This is a genomic window from Amycolatopsis solani, from assembly GCF_033441515.1.
GTDB lineage: Bacteria > Actinomycetota > Actinomycetes > Mycobacteriales > Pseudonocardiaceae > Amycolatopsis > Amycolatopsis solani.
Genome location: NZ_JAWQJT010000001.1, coordinates 2,956,559 through 2,971,778, shown reverse-complemented (window position 1 = coordinate 2,971,778; position 15,220 = coordinate 2,956,559). Strand labels below are relative to the sequence as shown.

18 protein-coding genes are annotated in these 15,220 nt (G+C 71.3%); 3 read left to right on the top strand and 15 right to left on the bottom strand.

The window, feature by feature from the left end; genetic code table 11:
- Positions 1–31: 31 nt before the first annotated feature.
- From dhaM to SD460_RS14580, 7 genes are all read right to left on the bottom strand, one after another.
- The gene (dhaM, locus tag SD460_RS14610) at positions 32–703 is read right to left on the bottom strand and encodes a dihydroxyacetone kinase phosphoryl donor subunit DhaM (RefSeq protein ID WP_318306243.1); all 672 of its coding nucleotides are present in this window, start codon (positions 701–703) and stop codon (positions 32–34) included.
- Positions 700–1,329, bottom strand: coding sequence for a dihydroxyacetone kinase subunit DhaL (dhaL, locus tag SD460_RS14605; protein ID WP_290059052.1), 630 nt, complete (start codon positions 1,327–1,329; stop codon positions 700–702). Before dhaL ends, dhaM begins: the two co-directional genes overlap by 4 nt.
- Positions 1,329–2,330, bottom strand: a complete 1,002-nt coding sequence (dhaK, locus tag SD460_RS14600) for a dihydroxyacetone kinase subunit DhaK (RefSeq protein ID WP_290059053.1) — start codon at positions 2,328–2,330, stop codon at positions 1,329–1,331. The genes dhaL and dhaK overlap by 1 nt, the downstream gene beginning before the upstream one ends.
- Positions 2,331–2,397: 67 nt before the next feature.
- The gene (locus SD460_RS14595) at positions 2,398–3,405 is read right to left on the bottom strand and encodes a DUF3558 domain-containing protein (RefSeq protein WP_290059054.1); all 1,008 of its coding nucleotides are present in this window, start codon (positions 3,403–3,405) and stop codon (positions 2,398–2,400) included.
- A 47-nt stretch (positions 3,406–3,452) separates the two neighbouring features.
- Positions 3,453–3,737, bottom strand: coding sequence for a hypothetical protein (locus SD460_RS14590; protein WP_290059055.1), 285 nt, complete (start codon positions 3,735–3,737; stop codon positions 3,453–3,455).
- A 10-nt stretch (positions 3,738–3,747) separates the two neighbouring features.
- Positions 3,748–5,445, bottom strand: coding sequence for a sodium:solute symporter family protein (locus tag SD460_RS14585; protein WP_290059056.1), 1,698 nt, complete (start codon positions 5,443–5,445; stop codon positions 3,748–3,750).
- Positions 5,446–5,644: 199 nt separating this feature from the next.
- Positions 5,645–6,421: a hypothetical protein gene (locus tag SD460_RS14580; protein ID WP_290059057.1), complete on the bottom strand. Its 777-nt coding sequence runs from the start codon at positions 6,419–6,421 to the stop codon at positions 5,645–5,647.
- Positions 6,422–6,835: 414 nt separating this feature from the next.
- Here SD460_RS14580 and SD460_RS14575 point away from each other — a divergent pair, with 414 nt between their 5' ends.
- On the top strand, positions 6,836–7,510 hold the full coding sequence (locus SD460_RS14575; protein ID WP_290059058.1) for a ribosomal protein L7/L12: 675 nt from the start codon (positions 6,836–6,838) through the stop codon (positions 7,508–7,510).
- Between the two features lie 3 nt (positions 7,511–7,513).
- Here the strand turns inward: SD460_RS14575 and SD460_RS14570 are convergent, their stop codons facing one another.
- Both SD460_RS14570 and nucS read right to left on the bottom strand, forming a co-directional pair.
- Positions 7,514–7,717, bottom strand: coding sequence for a DUF1653 domain-containing protein (locus tag SD460_RS14570; protein ID WP_290059059.1), 204 nt, complete (start codon positions 7,715–7,717; stop codon positions 7,514–7,516).
- A 1-nt stretch (position 7,718) separates the two neighbouring features.
- A complete protein-coding gene (gene nucS, locus SD460_RS14565) occupies positions 7,719–8,378 on the bottom strand; it encodes an endonuclease NucS (RefSeq protein ID WP_290059060.1) in 660 nt (219 codons plus the stop codon).
- Between the two features lie 36 nt (positions 8,379–8,414).
- Between nucS and SD460_RS14560 the strand changes: the two genes are divergently transcribed.
- On the top strand, positions 8,415–8,960 hold the full coding sequence (locus SD460_RS14560; protein ID WP_290059061.1) for an NUDIX domain-containing protein: 546 nt from the start codon (positions 8,415–8,417) through the stop codon (positions 8,958–8,960).
- An 11-nt stretch (positions 8,961–8,971) separates the two neighbouring features.
- Here SD460_RS14560 and SD460_RS14555 read toward each other — a convergent pair whose 3' ends face one another.
- Together SD460_RS14555 and SD460_RS14550 are read right to left on the bottom strand one after the other, a co-directional pair.
- Positions 8,972–9,745, bottom strand: coding sequence for an enoyl-CoA hydratase-related protein (locus tag SD460_RS14555; RefSeq protein ID WP_318306242.1), 774 nt, complete (start codon positions 9,743–9,745; stop codon positions 8,972–8,974).
- Positions 9,742–10,701, bottom strand: a complete 960-nt coding sequence (locus SD460_RS14550; protein ID WP_318306241.1) for a GlxA family transcriptional regulator — start codon at positions 10,699–10,701, stop codon at positions 9,742–9,744. Before SD460_RS14550 ends, SD460_RS14555 begins: the two co-directional genes overlap by 4 nt.
- Positions 10,702–10,772: 71 nt before the next feature.
- Between SD460_RS14550 and SD460_RS14545 the strand changes: the two genes are divergently transcribed.
- Entirely contained in the window at positions 10,773–11,315 is a 543-nt protein-coding gene (locus SD460_RS14545; protein ID WP_290056138.1) for a cysteine hydrolase family protein, read from the top strand.
- Here the strand turns inward: SD460_RS14545 and SD460_RS14540 are convergent.
- The 4 genes from SD460_RS14540 to SD460_RS14525 form a co-directional block, all read right to left on the bottom strand.
- Positions 11,308–13,323: a protein meaA gene (locus tag SD460_RS14540; protein ID WP_318306240.1), complete on the bottom strand. Its 2,016-nt coding sequence runs from the start codon at positions 13,321–13,323 to the stop codon at positions 11,308–11,310. The genes SD460_RS14545 and SD460_RS14540 overlap by 8 nt on opposite strands.
- 84 nt (positions 13,324–13,407) lie before the next feature.
- Positions 13,408–13,929: a hypothetical protein gene (locus tag SD460_RS14535; protein WP_318306239.1), complete on the bottom strand. Its 522-nt coding sequence runs from the start codon at positions 13,927–13,929 to the stop codon at positions 13,408–13,410.
- Positions 13,930–14,005: 76 nt separating this feature from the next.
- Positions 14,006–14,527, bottom strand: a complete 522-nt coding sequence (locus tag SD460_RS14530; RefSeq protein ID WP_290056140.1) for a hypothetical protein — start codon at positions 14,525–14,527, stop codon at positions 14,006–14,008.
- A gap of 59 nt (positions 14,528–14,586) precedes the next feature.
- Entirely contained in the window at positions 14,587–15,108 is a 522-nt protein-coding gene (locus SD460_RS14525; RefSeq protein ID WP_290056141.1) for a PH domain-containing protein, read from the bottom strand.
- Between the last annotated feature and the right edge of the window lie 112 nt (positions 15,109–15,220).

The following is a 15,220-nucleotide window of genomic DNA, read 5'->3' as shown; positions in this document are numbered from 1 at the left end:
CCGCTCAAGTCACCCGGTCGGCGACCCCGCTTCACTCGCCGAAATTGCCGTCCACCAGCTCCTTTGCCTTCTCCAAGGCCGCGGCGGCCTGCGGGCCGCGCGCCCGCAAGAAAATCCGGTCACCCTGACGGGCACCGAGCGACATCAGGGCCAGCACGCTGCGGCCGTCGGCCTCCTGGTCGCCGAGCCGGACGGTGACCTCGGCGTCGAACCCGCTGAGCGTGCGCACCAGCACCGCGGCGGGCCGGGCGTGCAACCCGACGTCGTTGCGCAGCTCCAGCTCGAGTTCCGCCTCACCGGCCGCGGGCTCGACGGGCTGGAGGTCGTCGGGGATCCCGGCCGCCGCGGCGGCCTCGGCCACCGCCTTGCGGTCCTGCCCCGACTGGGCCGCGACGGCGGCGGCGATCGCGCCCTCGACCAGCGGGCCGTCCGCGACGACGGCCGCCGACGGGTCGGCCAGCGATTCGACGGCCAGCTCGGCGGTCATCTGCGCGCTGCCGAGGTCGTAGAGCAGCACGACGCCGTCGCCGCGGTCGGCGCGCTGGGTGGCCGCGACGACCTCGTCGTAGTCGGTGCCGATCGAGCCGTCGGCGAGGCCGCCGGCCGGCACGATGGTGACGTCCGGCGCCATCTGGGCGGCCAGTTCGGCCAGGCCCTCGGCGAGTTTGGCGCTGTGCGAAACGAGCACGATCCCCACGCTCACCGGGCGGCCTCCGCGAACGCCCGCAGCAGCAGCGCCGACGACCGGGCGCCGGGGTCCAGGTGCCCGACCGCGCGCTCGCCGAGGTAGGACGCCCGGCCCTTGCGCGGCACCAGGTCCACTGTGGACTCCGCACCCCGGTCGGCGGCGTCGGCCGCGGCGGTCAGCACCGCGGCGACGTCACCACCGTCCCCGGCCGCCTTCTCCGCGGCCGAAACCGCGGGGATCAGGGCGTCGACCATGGTCGCGTCGCCGGCGACGGCCTTCCCGCGGGCCTGGACGCCTTCGAGGCCGGCCCGCAACGCCTCCAGCAGCGCCGGGACGTCGAGGTCGCCGGCCGTGCCCAGCTTGGCCGACGCACGCAGGAAAGCCGTGCCGTACAACGGGCCTGCCGCCCCGCCGACCTTGGAGATCAGCGTCGTCGCGACCAGCTTCAGCACCCCGCCCGGGGTGTCCGGCGCACCCGCGTCGAGCGCCGCGACGACGGCGGCGAAACCGCGGTTCAGGTTCTCGCCGTGGTCGCCGTCGCCGATCGCGCGGTCGAGGTCGATCAGTTCCACGCGGTGCTCGGCGACCACCGCCGCGGCGGCGCGCACGGCCGCCGCGACCCCCTCGGCCTTGCAGGTCATCAGAGCCCCCACCGCAGTGCCGCGGTGTTGACCGGGGCGTCCCAGAGCTCGGTCAGCTCGTCGTCCAGTTTGAGCAACGTCAGACTCATCCCCTGCATCTCGAGGCTGGTGATGTACGGGCCGACCAGCCGGCGTTCGACCACGATCCCACGCTCGGCGAGCAAGCGCTCAGCGATGCCGTGGGCCAGGTACAGCTCGACGAGCGGGGTACCGCCCATGGAGTTGGTGAACAGCAGGACGCGGTCGCCGGAGGCGAACGGCAGGTCCGTGACGACGGCCTCGACCATCCGCGCCACCAGCGCGTCCGCCGGTTCGAGCGGGATCCGCTCGCGGCCGGGCTCGCCGTGGATGCCGATGCCGAACTCGATCTCGCCGTCGTCGAGCTCGAAGCTCGGGGTGCCGGCGTGCGGCACGGTCGGCGCGGTCAGCGCGACGCCGATCGACCGCACCTGGGCGATCACCTTCTGCGCCAGCGCGGTCACGGCGTCGAGCGAGTCCCCGCGCTCGGCGGCGGCGCCGGTGATCTTCTCCAGCAGCACCGTCCCGCCGACCCCGCGGCGGCCGGCGGTGTAGGTCGAGTCCTTGACCGCGACGTCGTCGTCGATCACGACGCTGCGCACTTCGAGGCCCTCGGCGGCGGCCAGTTCGGCGGCCGTCTCGAAGTTCAGCACGTCACCGGTGTAGTTCTTGACGATCAGCAGCGCGCCCGCGTCGCCGGTGGTCGCGGTGACGGCGGCGTGCACGGCGTCCGGCGTCGGCGAGGTGAACACGGCGCCGGGCACGGCGGCGGCGAGCATGCCCCGGCCGACGAAGCCGCCGTGCAGCGGCTCGTGCCCGGAGCCGCCACCGGAGATGACGGCGACCTTGCCCGCGACCGGGGCGTCGGCCCGGACGACGACATCGGGGTCGTACTGGACGCGCAGGACGTCGGAGTGCGCGGCGGCGAGCCCCCGCAGTGACTCCGCGACCACGTTCGCCGGATCGTTGATGATCTTCTTCACGGCAACCTCCGGCACATCGGCGGGTGGGGTGTCCCCTTCCTACCTCGCCGCGCGGCCGACCGCCAGGTCAGGGTTTGGGGAGCTTCCCGACGACGTTTTTGGCGACGGTCACGGCTTTGCCGCACGGGTCGTCGCTGCTCGCTTCGGCGGCGTAGCTGCTGTAGTCCACTTGGGCCAGTTCGACGTCGTCGCCCTGCCACGGCCGGTGCTGCCACTCCACCACGCACCGCGAACTGCTCGTGGTCGGCTGCTTCTGGTAAGCGGTGACCCCGCCCCCGATGTCCACCTTGGAGTACCCGCCGCCGACGATCGGGGGCAGGCCCGGCAGGAACTTGACGGTGATCGTCGGATCCGACCCGTTGCTCTTCCACTCGCAGGAGTGCAGGCCCGAGGGCGCGGACTTCGCCGACGGCACGGCGGCGGTCACCGTCGCGGTGTCGGCCATCGCGCACGGGTCGGCGGTCAGCAGGGTGCCCGCCGGCGTCGAGTACTTCTCCGGCGAGTTGTGCACCTTCTGGACGGCCGCCTCCAGCAGCGTCTGCGCGGGACGGCAGGGCTCGCCGGGGTAGGCGACCGTCACGGCGAGCGCCAGGTCCGGGTTCAGCGCCGTCATCGCGGCGGCCAGGCAGTCGGTGTCGTCGGACTTGTCCACGCGCAGCGGCAGCCCACCGACCTGGCCGGTCGTCTTGTCGGCCCGGGGCAGCAGGGTGCTCCCGACCTTGACCTCGAACCGGATCTCCTTGCCGCCGGGGTCCTTCACCTTGTTGCTGCAGGTGTCGAAGGCGATCGACGACGGCGACGGGTCTTCCTCGACCGTGCCGAGGCCGAGCGCGCCGAGGGCGTCCTTGGTCAGGAACTGGCACGGCTTGATGACGCGCAGCGCGTTCGCCGCCACGGCGGCGTCGGTGATCGGGCCGTCGGTCTGCTGGCCGGTGCCGCCGGCCGCCGCGGGCACCGTCGTCCGGCCGAAGTTGGACCGGCCGAGGTCCTGCCCGCAGGCGGTCAGCGGCAGTGCGAGGGCGATGACCAGCAGGAACAGCTTCGGGAGACGGCGGCGCCGAGCGTCAAGGAACACGCGATGCACGGTAGCCGCACCCTCGCTCCGCTGTCCGGACAACCCGGCTATTCGCCCGCGGCGGGCGCGGTGCCGTCCGTCTCGGTCTCCGCCGGGACGAGCAGCGGCCGCACCTTCGCCCAGATGATGAAGAGCGCGGCGACGACCAGCATGCCGATGCCGGCCCACAGGTTGATGTTGACGCCGGCGGCCTTCTCGAGGTCCGCGTCGGAGGTGAAGCCGATGCCCATCACCGTCAAGATCACGCCGTACACGCCGATCAGCAGGGCGATGATCAGCCGGATGTCGAAGGCGCCCGCCTTGTGCGGCCGTGCGCCGGACTCGGTAGCCATGCGTGCCTCCTTAGAAGATGACGTTGAGGGCGATGGTCAGGATGAGCACGATGCCCGCGAGCAGGCCCGGCTTGCGGTACCAGCCCGCGTTCTCGCCGGTGTCGTCGTGCTTGAGCGACTCGCGCGGGGTGAGCGAGTAGACCAGCCCGACGAGCTCCTCGTCCGGCTTCGGCTTGGTGGCCAGCGACACCACGACGCTCGCGACGATGTCGACGACGAACGCGGTCCCGGCGGCGACGAAGCTGATGCCCTGGCCGGTCAGGCCCAGCACCCCGGCCTGCGAGAGGCCCCACACGGTGATCGCCGACGCGGTACCGAGCACGAGGCCGATCCAGCCGGCGTGCGGCGTCATCCGCTTCCAGAACATGCCGAGGATGAACGTCGCGAACAGCGGCGCGTTGAAGAACGAGAACAGGTCCTGCAGGTAGTTCAGGATGTTGCCGGAGTTCGACGCGATGAACGCGGTGCCGATCGCGAGGATCGTGCCGCCCGAGGTCACCACGCGGCCCAGGTTCAGGTAGTAGTGGTCCGGCTTGTCCTTCTTCACGTACGTCTGCCAGATGTCGTACGTGAAGACGGTGTTGAACGAGCTCAGGTTCGCCGCCATGCCCGCCATGAACGAGGCCAGCAGACCGGCGATCGCGATGCCGAGCATGCCGTTCGGGAGCAGGTCGCGCATCAGCAGCAGGAGGGCGTTGTTGAACGTGACGCCGCTCTCGGCCTTGCCGCCGTCGAGCAGCACCTGCTTGTCCTTGACGTACTCGGACACGCTGACCGCGGCGATCATGCCGGGGATGATGACGATGAACGGCACCAGCATCTTCGGGAAGGCGCCGATGATGGGCGTGCGCCGCGCGGCGGACATGCTCTTCGATGCCATCGCGCGCTGGACCTCGACGAAGTTCGTCGTCCAGTAGCCGAAGGAGAGGACGAAGCCGAGACCGAACACGATGCCCAGCACCGAAAGGATGCTGTTGCCGAAGCCGGTCAGGTTGTCACCGGGCCAGGAGTGCAGCTGCGCGTCGCCGCCCGGGCTGTTCGTGACCTTGTCGACCAGGCCCTGCCAGCCGCCGACCTTGACCAGGCCGATGATCGTCAGCGGCACCAGCGCGATGACGATCACGAAGAACTGCAGGACCTCGTTGTAGATGGCCGCAGAGAGGCCGCCGAGCGCGGTGTAGGAGAGCACGATCGCGGCGGCGATGATGATCGACACCCACAGCGGCCAGCCGAGCAGCAGGTTCACGACACTGGCCAGCAGGAACAGGTTCGCGCCCGCGATCAGGATCTGAGCGGCGGCGAAGCTGACGCCGTTGACCAGGTGGGCCGGCTTGCCGAAGCGCCGGCGCATGAACTCGGGGACGCTGCGGACCTTGGAGCCGTAGTAGAACGGCATCATCACGATGCCGAGGAACAGCATCGCCGGGATGGCGCCGATCCAGAAGTAGTGGACGGTCGGCAGGCCGTACTGGGCGCCGTTGGCCGACATGCCCATGACCTCGACCGCGCCGAGGTTCGCCGAAATGAAGGCCAGGCCGGTGACCCAGGCGGGCAACGACCGGCCGGACAGGAAGAAGTCGAGGCTGCTGGACACCTGACGCCGCGCCAAGTACCCGATGCCGAGCACCAGCACGAAGTAGAACGCCAGCTCGATGTAGTCGATCGCGCTCGCGTCGAGTCGCAGGTTCGCATCGGCTAGGACGAGCACCCGACCCACCTCCCGCAGTATTTTTTCCAACCGGACAACAACCCACAGGAATCACCACTACCCTGCCGGATCCGGACAGTACTGCATGGATTCAGGTTCGGCACGCTGACCTGTCCAGAGTGGAACGAGGGCGCGTCCCCCCTGGTCGCCACCAGGGGAAACGCGCCCTCGTTCCACGCGCCGCGGGAGCGGCAGCCGATCACCGGTCGGTCGGGACGGCGATCTCACCTTCTTCCTCGATCAGCCGCGCGAGCACGGCGTCGGGCAGGTAGGTCCGGTGCGGGAAGCCCGGGCCCCAGGAGTTGAGGATCGGCACGGCGCCGAGCTCGTCGGCCCGCGCGTTGCCGAGCACGGCGTGCACGTCGTCGACCGACTTGGCCCAGCGGAACGCCTTGATGCCCTGCTTGGCTTCCGGCGCGTACTGCTCGCGCTTCTGCCAGTCGTCGCCGGCGTAGGAGTCGTCCCACAGGACGTGCCCGCTTTCCGCGAGCACCTCGGCCGCGGCGCGGACGGAGGTGCCGTTTTCGTCGCCGGGGTTGGTTTCGGGCCACTCGTCGCGCTTCTTGGCCGAGTCCCACAGCCAGCGGGCGGCGTACTCGCTGCCGTTGAAGATCGACATGCACCGCGACCAGCCGAAGCCGACGCAGGCGCCTTCGCGGCCCTGGTCGTAGAACGCGTACCAGGCATCGGTGTCCGGCGTACCACCCGGCTCGAGGCACACGCAGTGCCCGCCGCGGACCCGCCCGAGCTTCTTGACGCCGGCCTTCGCGATGAAGAACTCGCCGGAGGTCTCGTCCTGCTCCGGCTCGTCGAACGCGGAGTACCAGTTGACCCCGATCACGACGGGCGCCTGCGTGGGCCGGTCGTCGTCGGCCAGCGCGGACAGCGGATACCTTTCCACGTGCCGCCAGTCGTCCGGAATGAACCGGCCCAGCCGCGGGTCGGCCGGATCGGAACCGAGTGGGCGATAACGCATGACTTCCTCCTCCGTGCAGGCGAAAACGCGCGCGCACCGGCCGGACAGGCACGCGCACACGAGCTCGAAGGCGGACTGAAACGTAGGCACGACAAAGAAAGACGGCCGAGCGCGCCACCCTCCGGCCACGCCGGACGCACCGGCGGAACCCCTCGAATCGAGTGTGCCACTCATACCCGGGAAAAGATCCCGGACTCACCCGAACAGCGCAGGAATCCGGCCGAAAAAAGACCTGGTCACAGCGCCGCGGTCGATCACGTCAATGATTTCCTTGCGGAGGAAACGAGTCGGAATCAGATACCGGAATTCGGCATCGATCCGGTATCGGCGGGGAGAACGATTACCGCGCCCGGCCGTAACGGCGATCGGCGCCGCGACGACTCCGGTTGCCGTAGCCAGCCGAAGGGAGGCCGCATGTCACCGTGGGCCGTCGTCGTAATCCTCTTCGCGATCTTCGCCGGAGCTGTCGGGGTGAAGGTGATGCGGTCCGCGACGCTGGCGGGCGCGGATCTCGACGAAGGGGTCATCGCGGCTTTCGCGGGCCTGCGGCTGACCGAAACCGCCGTCGTCGAGGGCACCGGCGATCGGGCCTTGCACCACTCGGCGGCGGGCCTGTCCGCGCGGGTCGAGATCCGGAGCGCCGAGTACCACCGGGTCACCGTGCCGAGGGTGCTGCTGCTCGGACTCCTGGCGCTGGCCGTCAAGAAAAAGGGCTATGAAAGCGAAGCTCACCTCGTCGTCGAAGGACCCGGGACGACCATCGAACGGGCCGTCAGCCTCCGCAAGCACCCGAACGGAGCCGCGGAAGCCCAGGAGTTCGCCGAGGCACTGAACCAGCTCGACGGCCGGCCCGCCGCCCGTCCGGCGGACGGCCGGGAACGGTTCGACGTCGCGCTGCTCGATGCCGGGGCGAGTCAGGTCGAGGTCGTGCGGGCGGTGCGGCGGCTCGTGCGCGGGATCGGCTTGCTCGACGCCAAGGAGCTGGTCACCGGCGCGCCGTCGATCCTGCTGGAGCAGGTGCCGGAGCGCCAAGCCGAAGCGGCTCGCGACGAACTCGAGAAAGCCGGAGCCGCCGTCGAGTTGCTGTGAGTCTCAGTCCACGCGCCGGAACCGCGGCACCTCGGTGCCGTCCACGACCACCGTCTCGGCGAACATCACCTTCGGGCGCACCCACAGGCCCTGCTCGCCGTACAGCGCGCGGTACACCACGAGTTCCTCTTCGGTCTCGCTGTGCCGGGCCACGCCCAGCACCTCGTACTCCCCGCCCTTGTAGTGGACGTACCGCCCGGGAAGCACCTCAGAACAACCTGAACTCGTCGGACTCGATGCCGCGCAGGGCGTCGTAGTCCAGGGTCAGGCAGCGGATTCCGCGGTCTTCCGCGAGCGTCCGGGCCTGCGGCTTGATGATCTGGGCCGCGAACACGCCCTGCACCGGGGCCAGCAGGGGGTCGCGGTTGAGCAGCTCCAGGTACCGCGTCAGCTGCTCGACGCCGTCGATTTCGCCGCGGCGCTTGATCTCCACCGCGACCGATCCGCCGTCGGCGTCGCGGGCCATGATGTCGACCGGGCCGATCGCCGTCGGGAATTCGCGGCGGACCAGGGTGTAGCCGTCGCCGAGGGTCTTGATGTGCTCGGCCAGGAGTTCCTGCAGGTGCGCCTCGACGCCGTCCTTCTGCAAGCCCGGTTCCGCGCCGAGGGCCTGGGTGTGGTCGTGGAAGACCTCTTCGATCGAGATCACCAGCTTCTCGCCCTGCTTGTTCTCGACGATCCAGAGCTTGCCGTCCTCGATCAGCCAGCAGGGCGGGCTCATCCAGTTCAACGGCTTGTACGCGCGGTCGTCGGAGTGGACCGACACCGAGCCGTCGGACTTCACGAGCAGCAGGCGGGTGGCCATCGGCAGGTGGGCGGTGAGCCGGCCGGCGTAGTCGACCTGGCACCGCGCGATCACGAGACGCACCCGAGGAGGGTAGGACAGGTCCGGGATACTGGGCGGGTGGACCCCATTCAGCGTGTCGCGTCCCGCGAGGTGTACCGGAACAACTGGATGACCGTGCGCGAGGACGAAATCCGCCGCCCGGACGGCTCGCCGGGAATCTTCGGCGTGATCGACAAACCCGCGTACGCGCTCGTCATCGCCCAGGACGGCGACCGGTTCCGGCTGGTCGAACAGTTCCGCTACCCGGTCGGCGCGCGCCGCTGGGAGTTCCCGCAGGGCACCGCGCCCGACCGGGCCGACGTGCCGCCCGCCGAGCTCGCCGCGCGCGAGCTGCGGGAGGAGACCGGGCTGCGGGCCGGGTCGATGGTCGCGCTCGGCCAGCTCGACGTCGCCCCTGGCATGAGCAGCCAGCGCGGCTGGGTGTTCCTCGCCACGGACATCACCGAGGGCGAGCCCGAGCGCGAGCTCGAAGAGCAGGACATGCGCAGCGCGTGGTTCCCGCGCGGGGACGTCGAGAAGATGATCCTCGCCGGGGAAATCACCGACGCGCAGTCGGTCGCCGCGTGGGCCCAGCTCATGCTGTACGAGCGGCTCCGGCCTTGAGCAGATCGGGCTCAGTCGGGCCACGCGGGCTTGCGCTTCTCCAGGAACGCGGCCATGCCTTCACGGGCGCCGGGTAGCTGCGACGCCGCGGCCATGACCTCCAGCGCGATCGCGTACGCGTCGGCCTCGGGCCGGTCGAGCTGGGCGTAGAGGGTCACCTTGCCCATCGCCTTGCTCGCCCGGCTGCCCCGCGTCGCGCGGTCCAGCAGCTCGGCGACGGCGTCGTCGAGCTGCTCGTCCGGGACGACCCGGTTGACCAGGCCCCACTCCAACGCGGTGGGCGCGTCGACGACGTCGCCGGTCAGCGCCAGCTCCATCAGCCGTTTGCGGCCGATCGCGCGGGCCACCGGCACCGCCGGCGTGTGGCAGAACCAGCCGCCTTTGCCGCCGGGGAGCGCGAAGCCCGCCGATTCGGCGGCGATCGCGAGGTCGCACGACGCCACGAGCTGGCAGCCGGCCGCCGTGGCCAGGCCGTGCACCCGGGCGATGACCACCTGCGGCACGGACTGCATCGTCTTCATCAGGTCCGTGCACAGCGTCAGCAGCTCGCGGACGCCCATCAGGTCGCGCGCGGCGACGTCGCCGAAGTCGTGGCCGGCGGAGAACACCGGGCCGGCGCCGGCCAGCACGATGCCGGTCGCGTCGGACGTCCCGGCCTCGTGGAACGCCGCGAGCAGCTCCGCCAGGTGGTCCGCGGACAGCGAGTTGCGCCGCGCGGCGCGGTTCATCGTGATCGTGACGGTGTCGTCGTCGCGCTTGACCAGGATGTGCTCGTACTCGGTCATGCCCCGACGGTAACCCGCCGGAACGTGCGCCGATAGCTGTCGGGGCCGACGCCGACTTCGGCATGCATCCGGCGGCGCAGGTTCGCCGCCGTCCCCAGGCCGGACCGTTCCGCGACGCGCTCGACCGGCAACTGCGTCGTCTCCAGCAGCCGCTGCGCGAGCCGGACGCGCTGCACGCGCAGCCAGCGCCCCGGCGTGACGCCGGTGGCCGCCGCGAACTCGCGGTGGAACGTCCGCTCGCTCATCCGCGCGTGTCCCACGAGGTCTTCGACGCCGATCCCGGAACCCAGGCGCGCCAGCGCCCAGTCCATTGTGGACGACAAGCCCGGCTGGGCGGCGGACGGCACCGGGCTGTCGACGTACTGCCGCTGCCCGCCTTCCCGCACCGGCGGCATCACCAGGCGGCGGGCGAGCGTGGCGGCGACGTCCGCGCCGTGGTCGCGCCGGACCAGGTACAGGCAGAGGTCGAGGCCGCCGACGACACCGGCGGAGGTCAGGACGCCGCCGTCGTCGGTGTAGAGCACGTCACGCTGGAGGTCGGCCCGCGGCGCGACGCGGGCGAGGGCGTCGAGGTCGCGCCAGTGCGTGGTCGCCGGGCGGCCGTCGAGCAGCCCGGCGGCGGCCAGCGTGAACGCGCCGGAGCACAGGCCCGCGACCGTGCGCCCGTCCCGGTGGGCCCGGCGCACCGCCGTGACGGCGGCGGGCGGCACCGGCGCGAGCGGGTCGTCGCGGCCCGGCGCCAGCACGAGGTCGCAGCCGTCGAGCCCGGCGAGGCCGTGCGTCGCCGCGACGTCACCGAACGGCGAGACGGCCGTCCGGACCCGGCCCGGGCTGCACAACCGGAGGGTGAACGGGCCGATCCCGCTGTCGGTCCGGTCCTGGCCCCAGACCTCGCCGATCACCGCGAGGTCGAACACCCGGGTGCCCGGCAGCAGCAGAACGCCGATCGTGCGCATGGCAGGAAAGTACCGCATCGCGCGTCTTCTGCCGCTCCCCTCGACCCGAACGGCCCGCGAAACTCGACGGCATGACGGAAACGGCACTCATCCTGATCGACGTCCAGCGCGGGTTCGACGACGCGGCGTTCTGGGGCCCGCGCAACAACCCCGGCGCCGAAGCCAACATGAAGGCACTGCTCGACGCGTGGCAGGAACGGCGGCTGCCCATCGTGCTCGTGCGCCACGACTCGCCGAAACCGGGCTCGCCGCTGCGTCCCGGCCAGCCGGGCAACGACTTCAAGCCCGAACTCGACGGCGCACGACCGGACCTGGTGTTCGGCAAGAAGGTCAACTCGGCCTTCATCGGCGACGTCGACCTCGACGCGTGGCTGCGCGGGCGCGGCATCACGAGCTTCGTCGTGGCCGGGATCCAGACGAACTTCTGCTGCGAAACCACCGCCCGGATGGGCGGGAACCTCGGCTACGACGTGACTTTCGCGCTCGACGCCACGTTCACGTTCGACCTCCCGGAGGTCACGGCCGACGAGCTGTACCGCGTGACGGCGGCGAACCTGGCGAACCAGTTCGCCACCGTCAAGTCCACAAAGGACGTCCTGGCGGCGCTCAGCTGAGCCCGTTGCGCTCCCGCACGAGGTCGACGATGCCCGCCATGATGTCGGTCAGCTCGTAGTCCTTGGGCGTGAACACCCGGGCGATGCCGCGTTCGGTGAGCAGCGCGGCGTCGTCCGGCGGGATGATCCCGCCGACGATCACCGGCACGTCTCCGGCACCGGCGGCCCGCAGGCCGTCGACGACGTTCGGGACGACTTCCAGGTGCGAGCCGGAGAGCACCGACAGCCCGACGACGTGCACGCCCTCCTGCACCGCGGCCGCGACGATCTGTTCGGGCGTCAGCCGGATGCCCTGGTAGACGACCTCGAAACCGACGTCGCGCGCCCGGACGGCGACCTGCTCGGCGCCGTTGGAGTGCCCGTCGAGGCCCGGCTTGCCGACCAGGATCCGCAGCCGCTCGCCGAGTTCCGCCTCGGTGGCGCGGACGCGCTCGCGCACCCGCTCGATCCCCGGGTCGCCGCTGCCACCGGGCGCCGCGGAAACCCCGGTGGGCGCCCGGTATTCGCCGAACACCTCGCGCAGCGCGCCGGACCACTCGCCGGTGGTGACGCCGGCCCGCGCACAGTCCACAGTGGCCTCGAAGAGGTTCTCCGTCGTCCGCGCGCGCTCCTTGAGCGCGGCCAGCGACCGCTCGACGGCGTCGTTGTCGCGCCCGGTGCGCCACTCCTCGATCGCGGTCACGGCGGCTTTTTCGACGGCGGGGTCGATGGTCTCGATCGCCTTCGCGCCCTCGGCCTGCAGCGGCGACGGCTCGGTCGTCTCGAACTTGTTGACGCCGACCAGGATCCGCTCGCCGTTCTCCATCCCGCGCCGGTACTCGGCGAGGGAGGTGACCAGCTGCGACTTCATGTAGCCGCTCTCGACCGCGGCGACCGCGCCGCCGAGGTCCTGCACGCGCGCGATCTCCTCGCGCGCGCCGGTCATGATCTCGTCGACCTTGGCCTGGATGACGTGCGAGCCGTCGAAGATGTCCTCGTACTCCAGCAGGTCGGTCTCGAACGCGAGCACCTGCTGCATCCGCAGCGCCCACTGCTGGTCCCACGGCCGGGGCAGGCCGAGCGCCTCGTTCCACGCGGGCAGCTGGATCGCGCGGGCCCGCGCGCCGCGCGACAGCGACACCGCGAGCATCTCCAGCACGATCCGCTGGACGTTGTTCTCCGGCTGGGCTTCGGTGAGCCCGAGCGAGTTGACCTGGACGCCGTAGCGCAGGCGGCGCGCCTTCGGATCCGTTACGCCGTAACGGTCCCGCGTGATCTCGTCCCAGAGCGCGGTGAACGCGCGCATCTTGGACATCTCCTCGACGAACCGCACGCCGGCGTTGACGAAGAACGAGATCCGCGCGACGACCTTGGCCATGTCCGCCTGGTCGACCTGCCCGGAGTCGCGGACCGCGTCGAGCACGGCGATCGCGGTGCACAGCGCGTAGGCGACCTCCTGCGTCGGCGTCGCACCGGCTTCCTGCAGGTGGTAGCTGCAGATGTTGATCGGGTTCCACTTCGGCACGTGGTGCACGGTCCACGCGATCATGTCGGTGATCAGCCGCAGGCTCGGCCCCGGCGGGAAGATGTAGGTCCCGCGGGACAGGTACTCCTTGATGATGTCGTTCTGCGTGGTGCCGGTGAGCTTCGCGAGCACCTCGTCGACGTCCCGGCCTTCGGCTTCGGCCTGCTCGCGCGCCACGGAGACGTACAACGCGAGCAGCCACATGGCCGGCGCGTTGATCGTCATCGACGTGTTCGCCTCGGCGAGCGGGATGCCGTCGAAGAGCCGCCGCATGTCGCCGATGTGCGACACCGGCACGCCGACCTTGCCGACCTCACCGCGGGAAAGCTGGTGGTCCGGGTCGTAGCCGGTCTGGGTCGGCAGGTCGAAGGCCACCGAGAGCCCGGTCTGCCCCTTGGCGAGGTTGCGCCGGTAGAGCTCGTTCGAGGCGGCCGCGGACGAGTGCCCCGCGTACGTGCGCATCACCCACGGACGATCCCGCTCGTGGTCGGATGGGTACGGCACTGGGCACCTCCGGCGGTGGACGTTTCGTCGAGTGTACCGACCGGTAACTTGTGGTGGCAGTGGAATCCGACACGTCCGGGTGACTCAGGCCACGGCCTGCTCGACCAGCTCGCGGATCCGATCGGGCTCCGGCACGGCGATCAGCCTGATCGTGTCCAGCCGGCCACGCCACCGCACCGGCACCGAGTAGCCGAAGACGTCCACGACGAGGTCGGGCGCCCCGAAGGTGAGCGTGCCGAGACCGCCGTGCCCCAGCCAGGTGACCGTCGGCGGGGTCGGGCCCAGCGCCGCCTGCCGCCGGATGCGGCCCGACACGCGGTCGGCCACCACGACCCGCCGGTCGGTCACCGCGTACCCGGCGCGCCCCACCACCCACGGCCGGGCCAGCACCGGCCACCAGACCCCCACGAGCCCGGCGGCCAGCGTGAAGACCGCGGCCGCGAACGGCAGCCCCGGCTCCTGGAACGGCAGCACGGCGGCGGCGAGCCCGGCCACCAGGACCGAGCCCCCGAGCGGCCGGACCCACTCGAGACCGGCGGGGGCGACCCGCTGCGGCCGACCGGACCACAGGAACCGCTCACCCGGCTGAAGGATTGTCGAAGGCACATCCACGGCGACCTCCCCAAGCGGTGTTTCCGGGCAGACGCACGGGAAGGCGCCGCCGGTTGCCTCGACCGGACGGTCAGCGCGCGGCTTGTGCTTGCGCGATGAGATCGCGGACGCGCTCGGCGTCCGGCACGCCGACCAGCTCGACCTTCGCCGCCGCGGGCGGCTGTCCCGAACTGTTCAGGACACTCGAGAAGCCGCCCGCTTCGCCGAAGGTCACCGTGCCGGTCCCGTCGGCGCCGGCGCGTGCGACCGGAGGCGGCAGCGTGCTGAGGTAGACCGAGGCGCGGGTGCGCCCGGAGGCGCTGTCGACGACCACGACCCGCCGGTCCGTGACGGCGTAGGCCGAGCGGCGCAGGGTCACCTGCCGCGCGATCAGCGGACCGAAGGCGGCCGCGGCCCCGAACGCGGCGAAGACCGTCCCGATGTACCAGTGCCGCCCGCCGCCGGACGGCACGGCGAAGACCACGACCCCGGACACCCAGACGATCCCGAACACGAGCCGGAACCACTCCTGGCCGCCCAGCCCGATCCGCCGTGGCCGGTCGGACCAGAGCAGCCGTTCTCCGGGCATCAGGACGTTCACCGGCAAGTCCATCGTCGCCTCCGCTCCCCAGCAGACGTCGGGGACACGCGGCGGCGGACCGCGAGGTTGCCTCAAACTTCCGAAGTGTCCGGCTCCGGCGGGGCTTGGCGGGCCTTCGCCTCGTCGATGGCCTTGGTCAGCAGGTCGCGCACGCGCTTCGGTTCGCCGACGCCGATCAGCGTCACCGCGCCGGGCGTGCCGAACGTGATCGTGCCGGTGCGCGAGGGTCCGGGCTTGAGGACCGGCGCCGGCAGGCCCGCCAGGTCGGAGGCGCGCTCCCGCAGCCGGAACAGGCCCGAGCGCGCGATGATCCGGCTGTCCGTCACCGCGTACGTCGTGCGGCCGAGCGCGAGGTAGCGGACGAGCGAGCGGCCGAGGGCGCCGTACAGACCGGCGGCCAGCACGACCACGGCCGCGACCGCGGTGCCACCGGCGGGCTCGCGCGTGAGCAGGAACCAGAGCGCGGCGACGGTGACGACGAGTCCGGCGGGAGCGATCACCCCGTCCGCGGCGACGTAGAGCGGGCGCTGGACCGGCTCTCCCGCCCAGAGCACGCGCTCACCGGGCAGAAGCTCGATTTCCCCTGCTGACATGGCCGAACACTACTCCGCGCGGACCCCTCCCGCCGAGCCCCGCACGCTGCGTGCCCGGCCGGTCGCGGTACGGCGAACGGTGTGACCGAAATCCGCGAGACCGGGCCGCCGC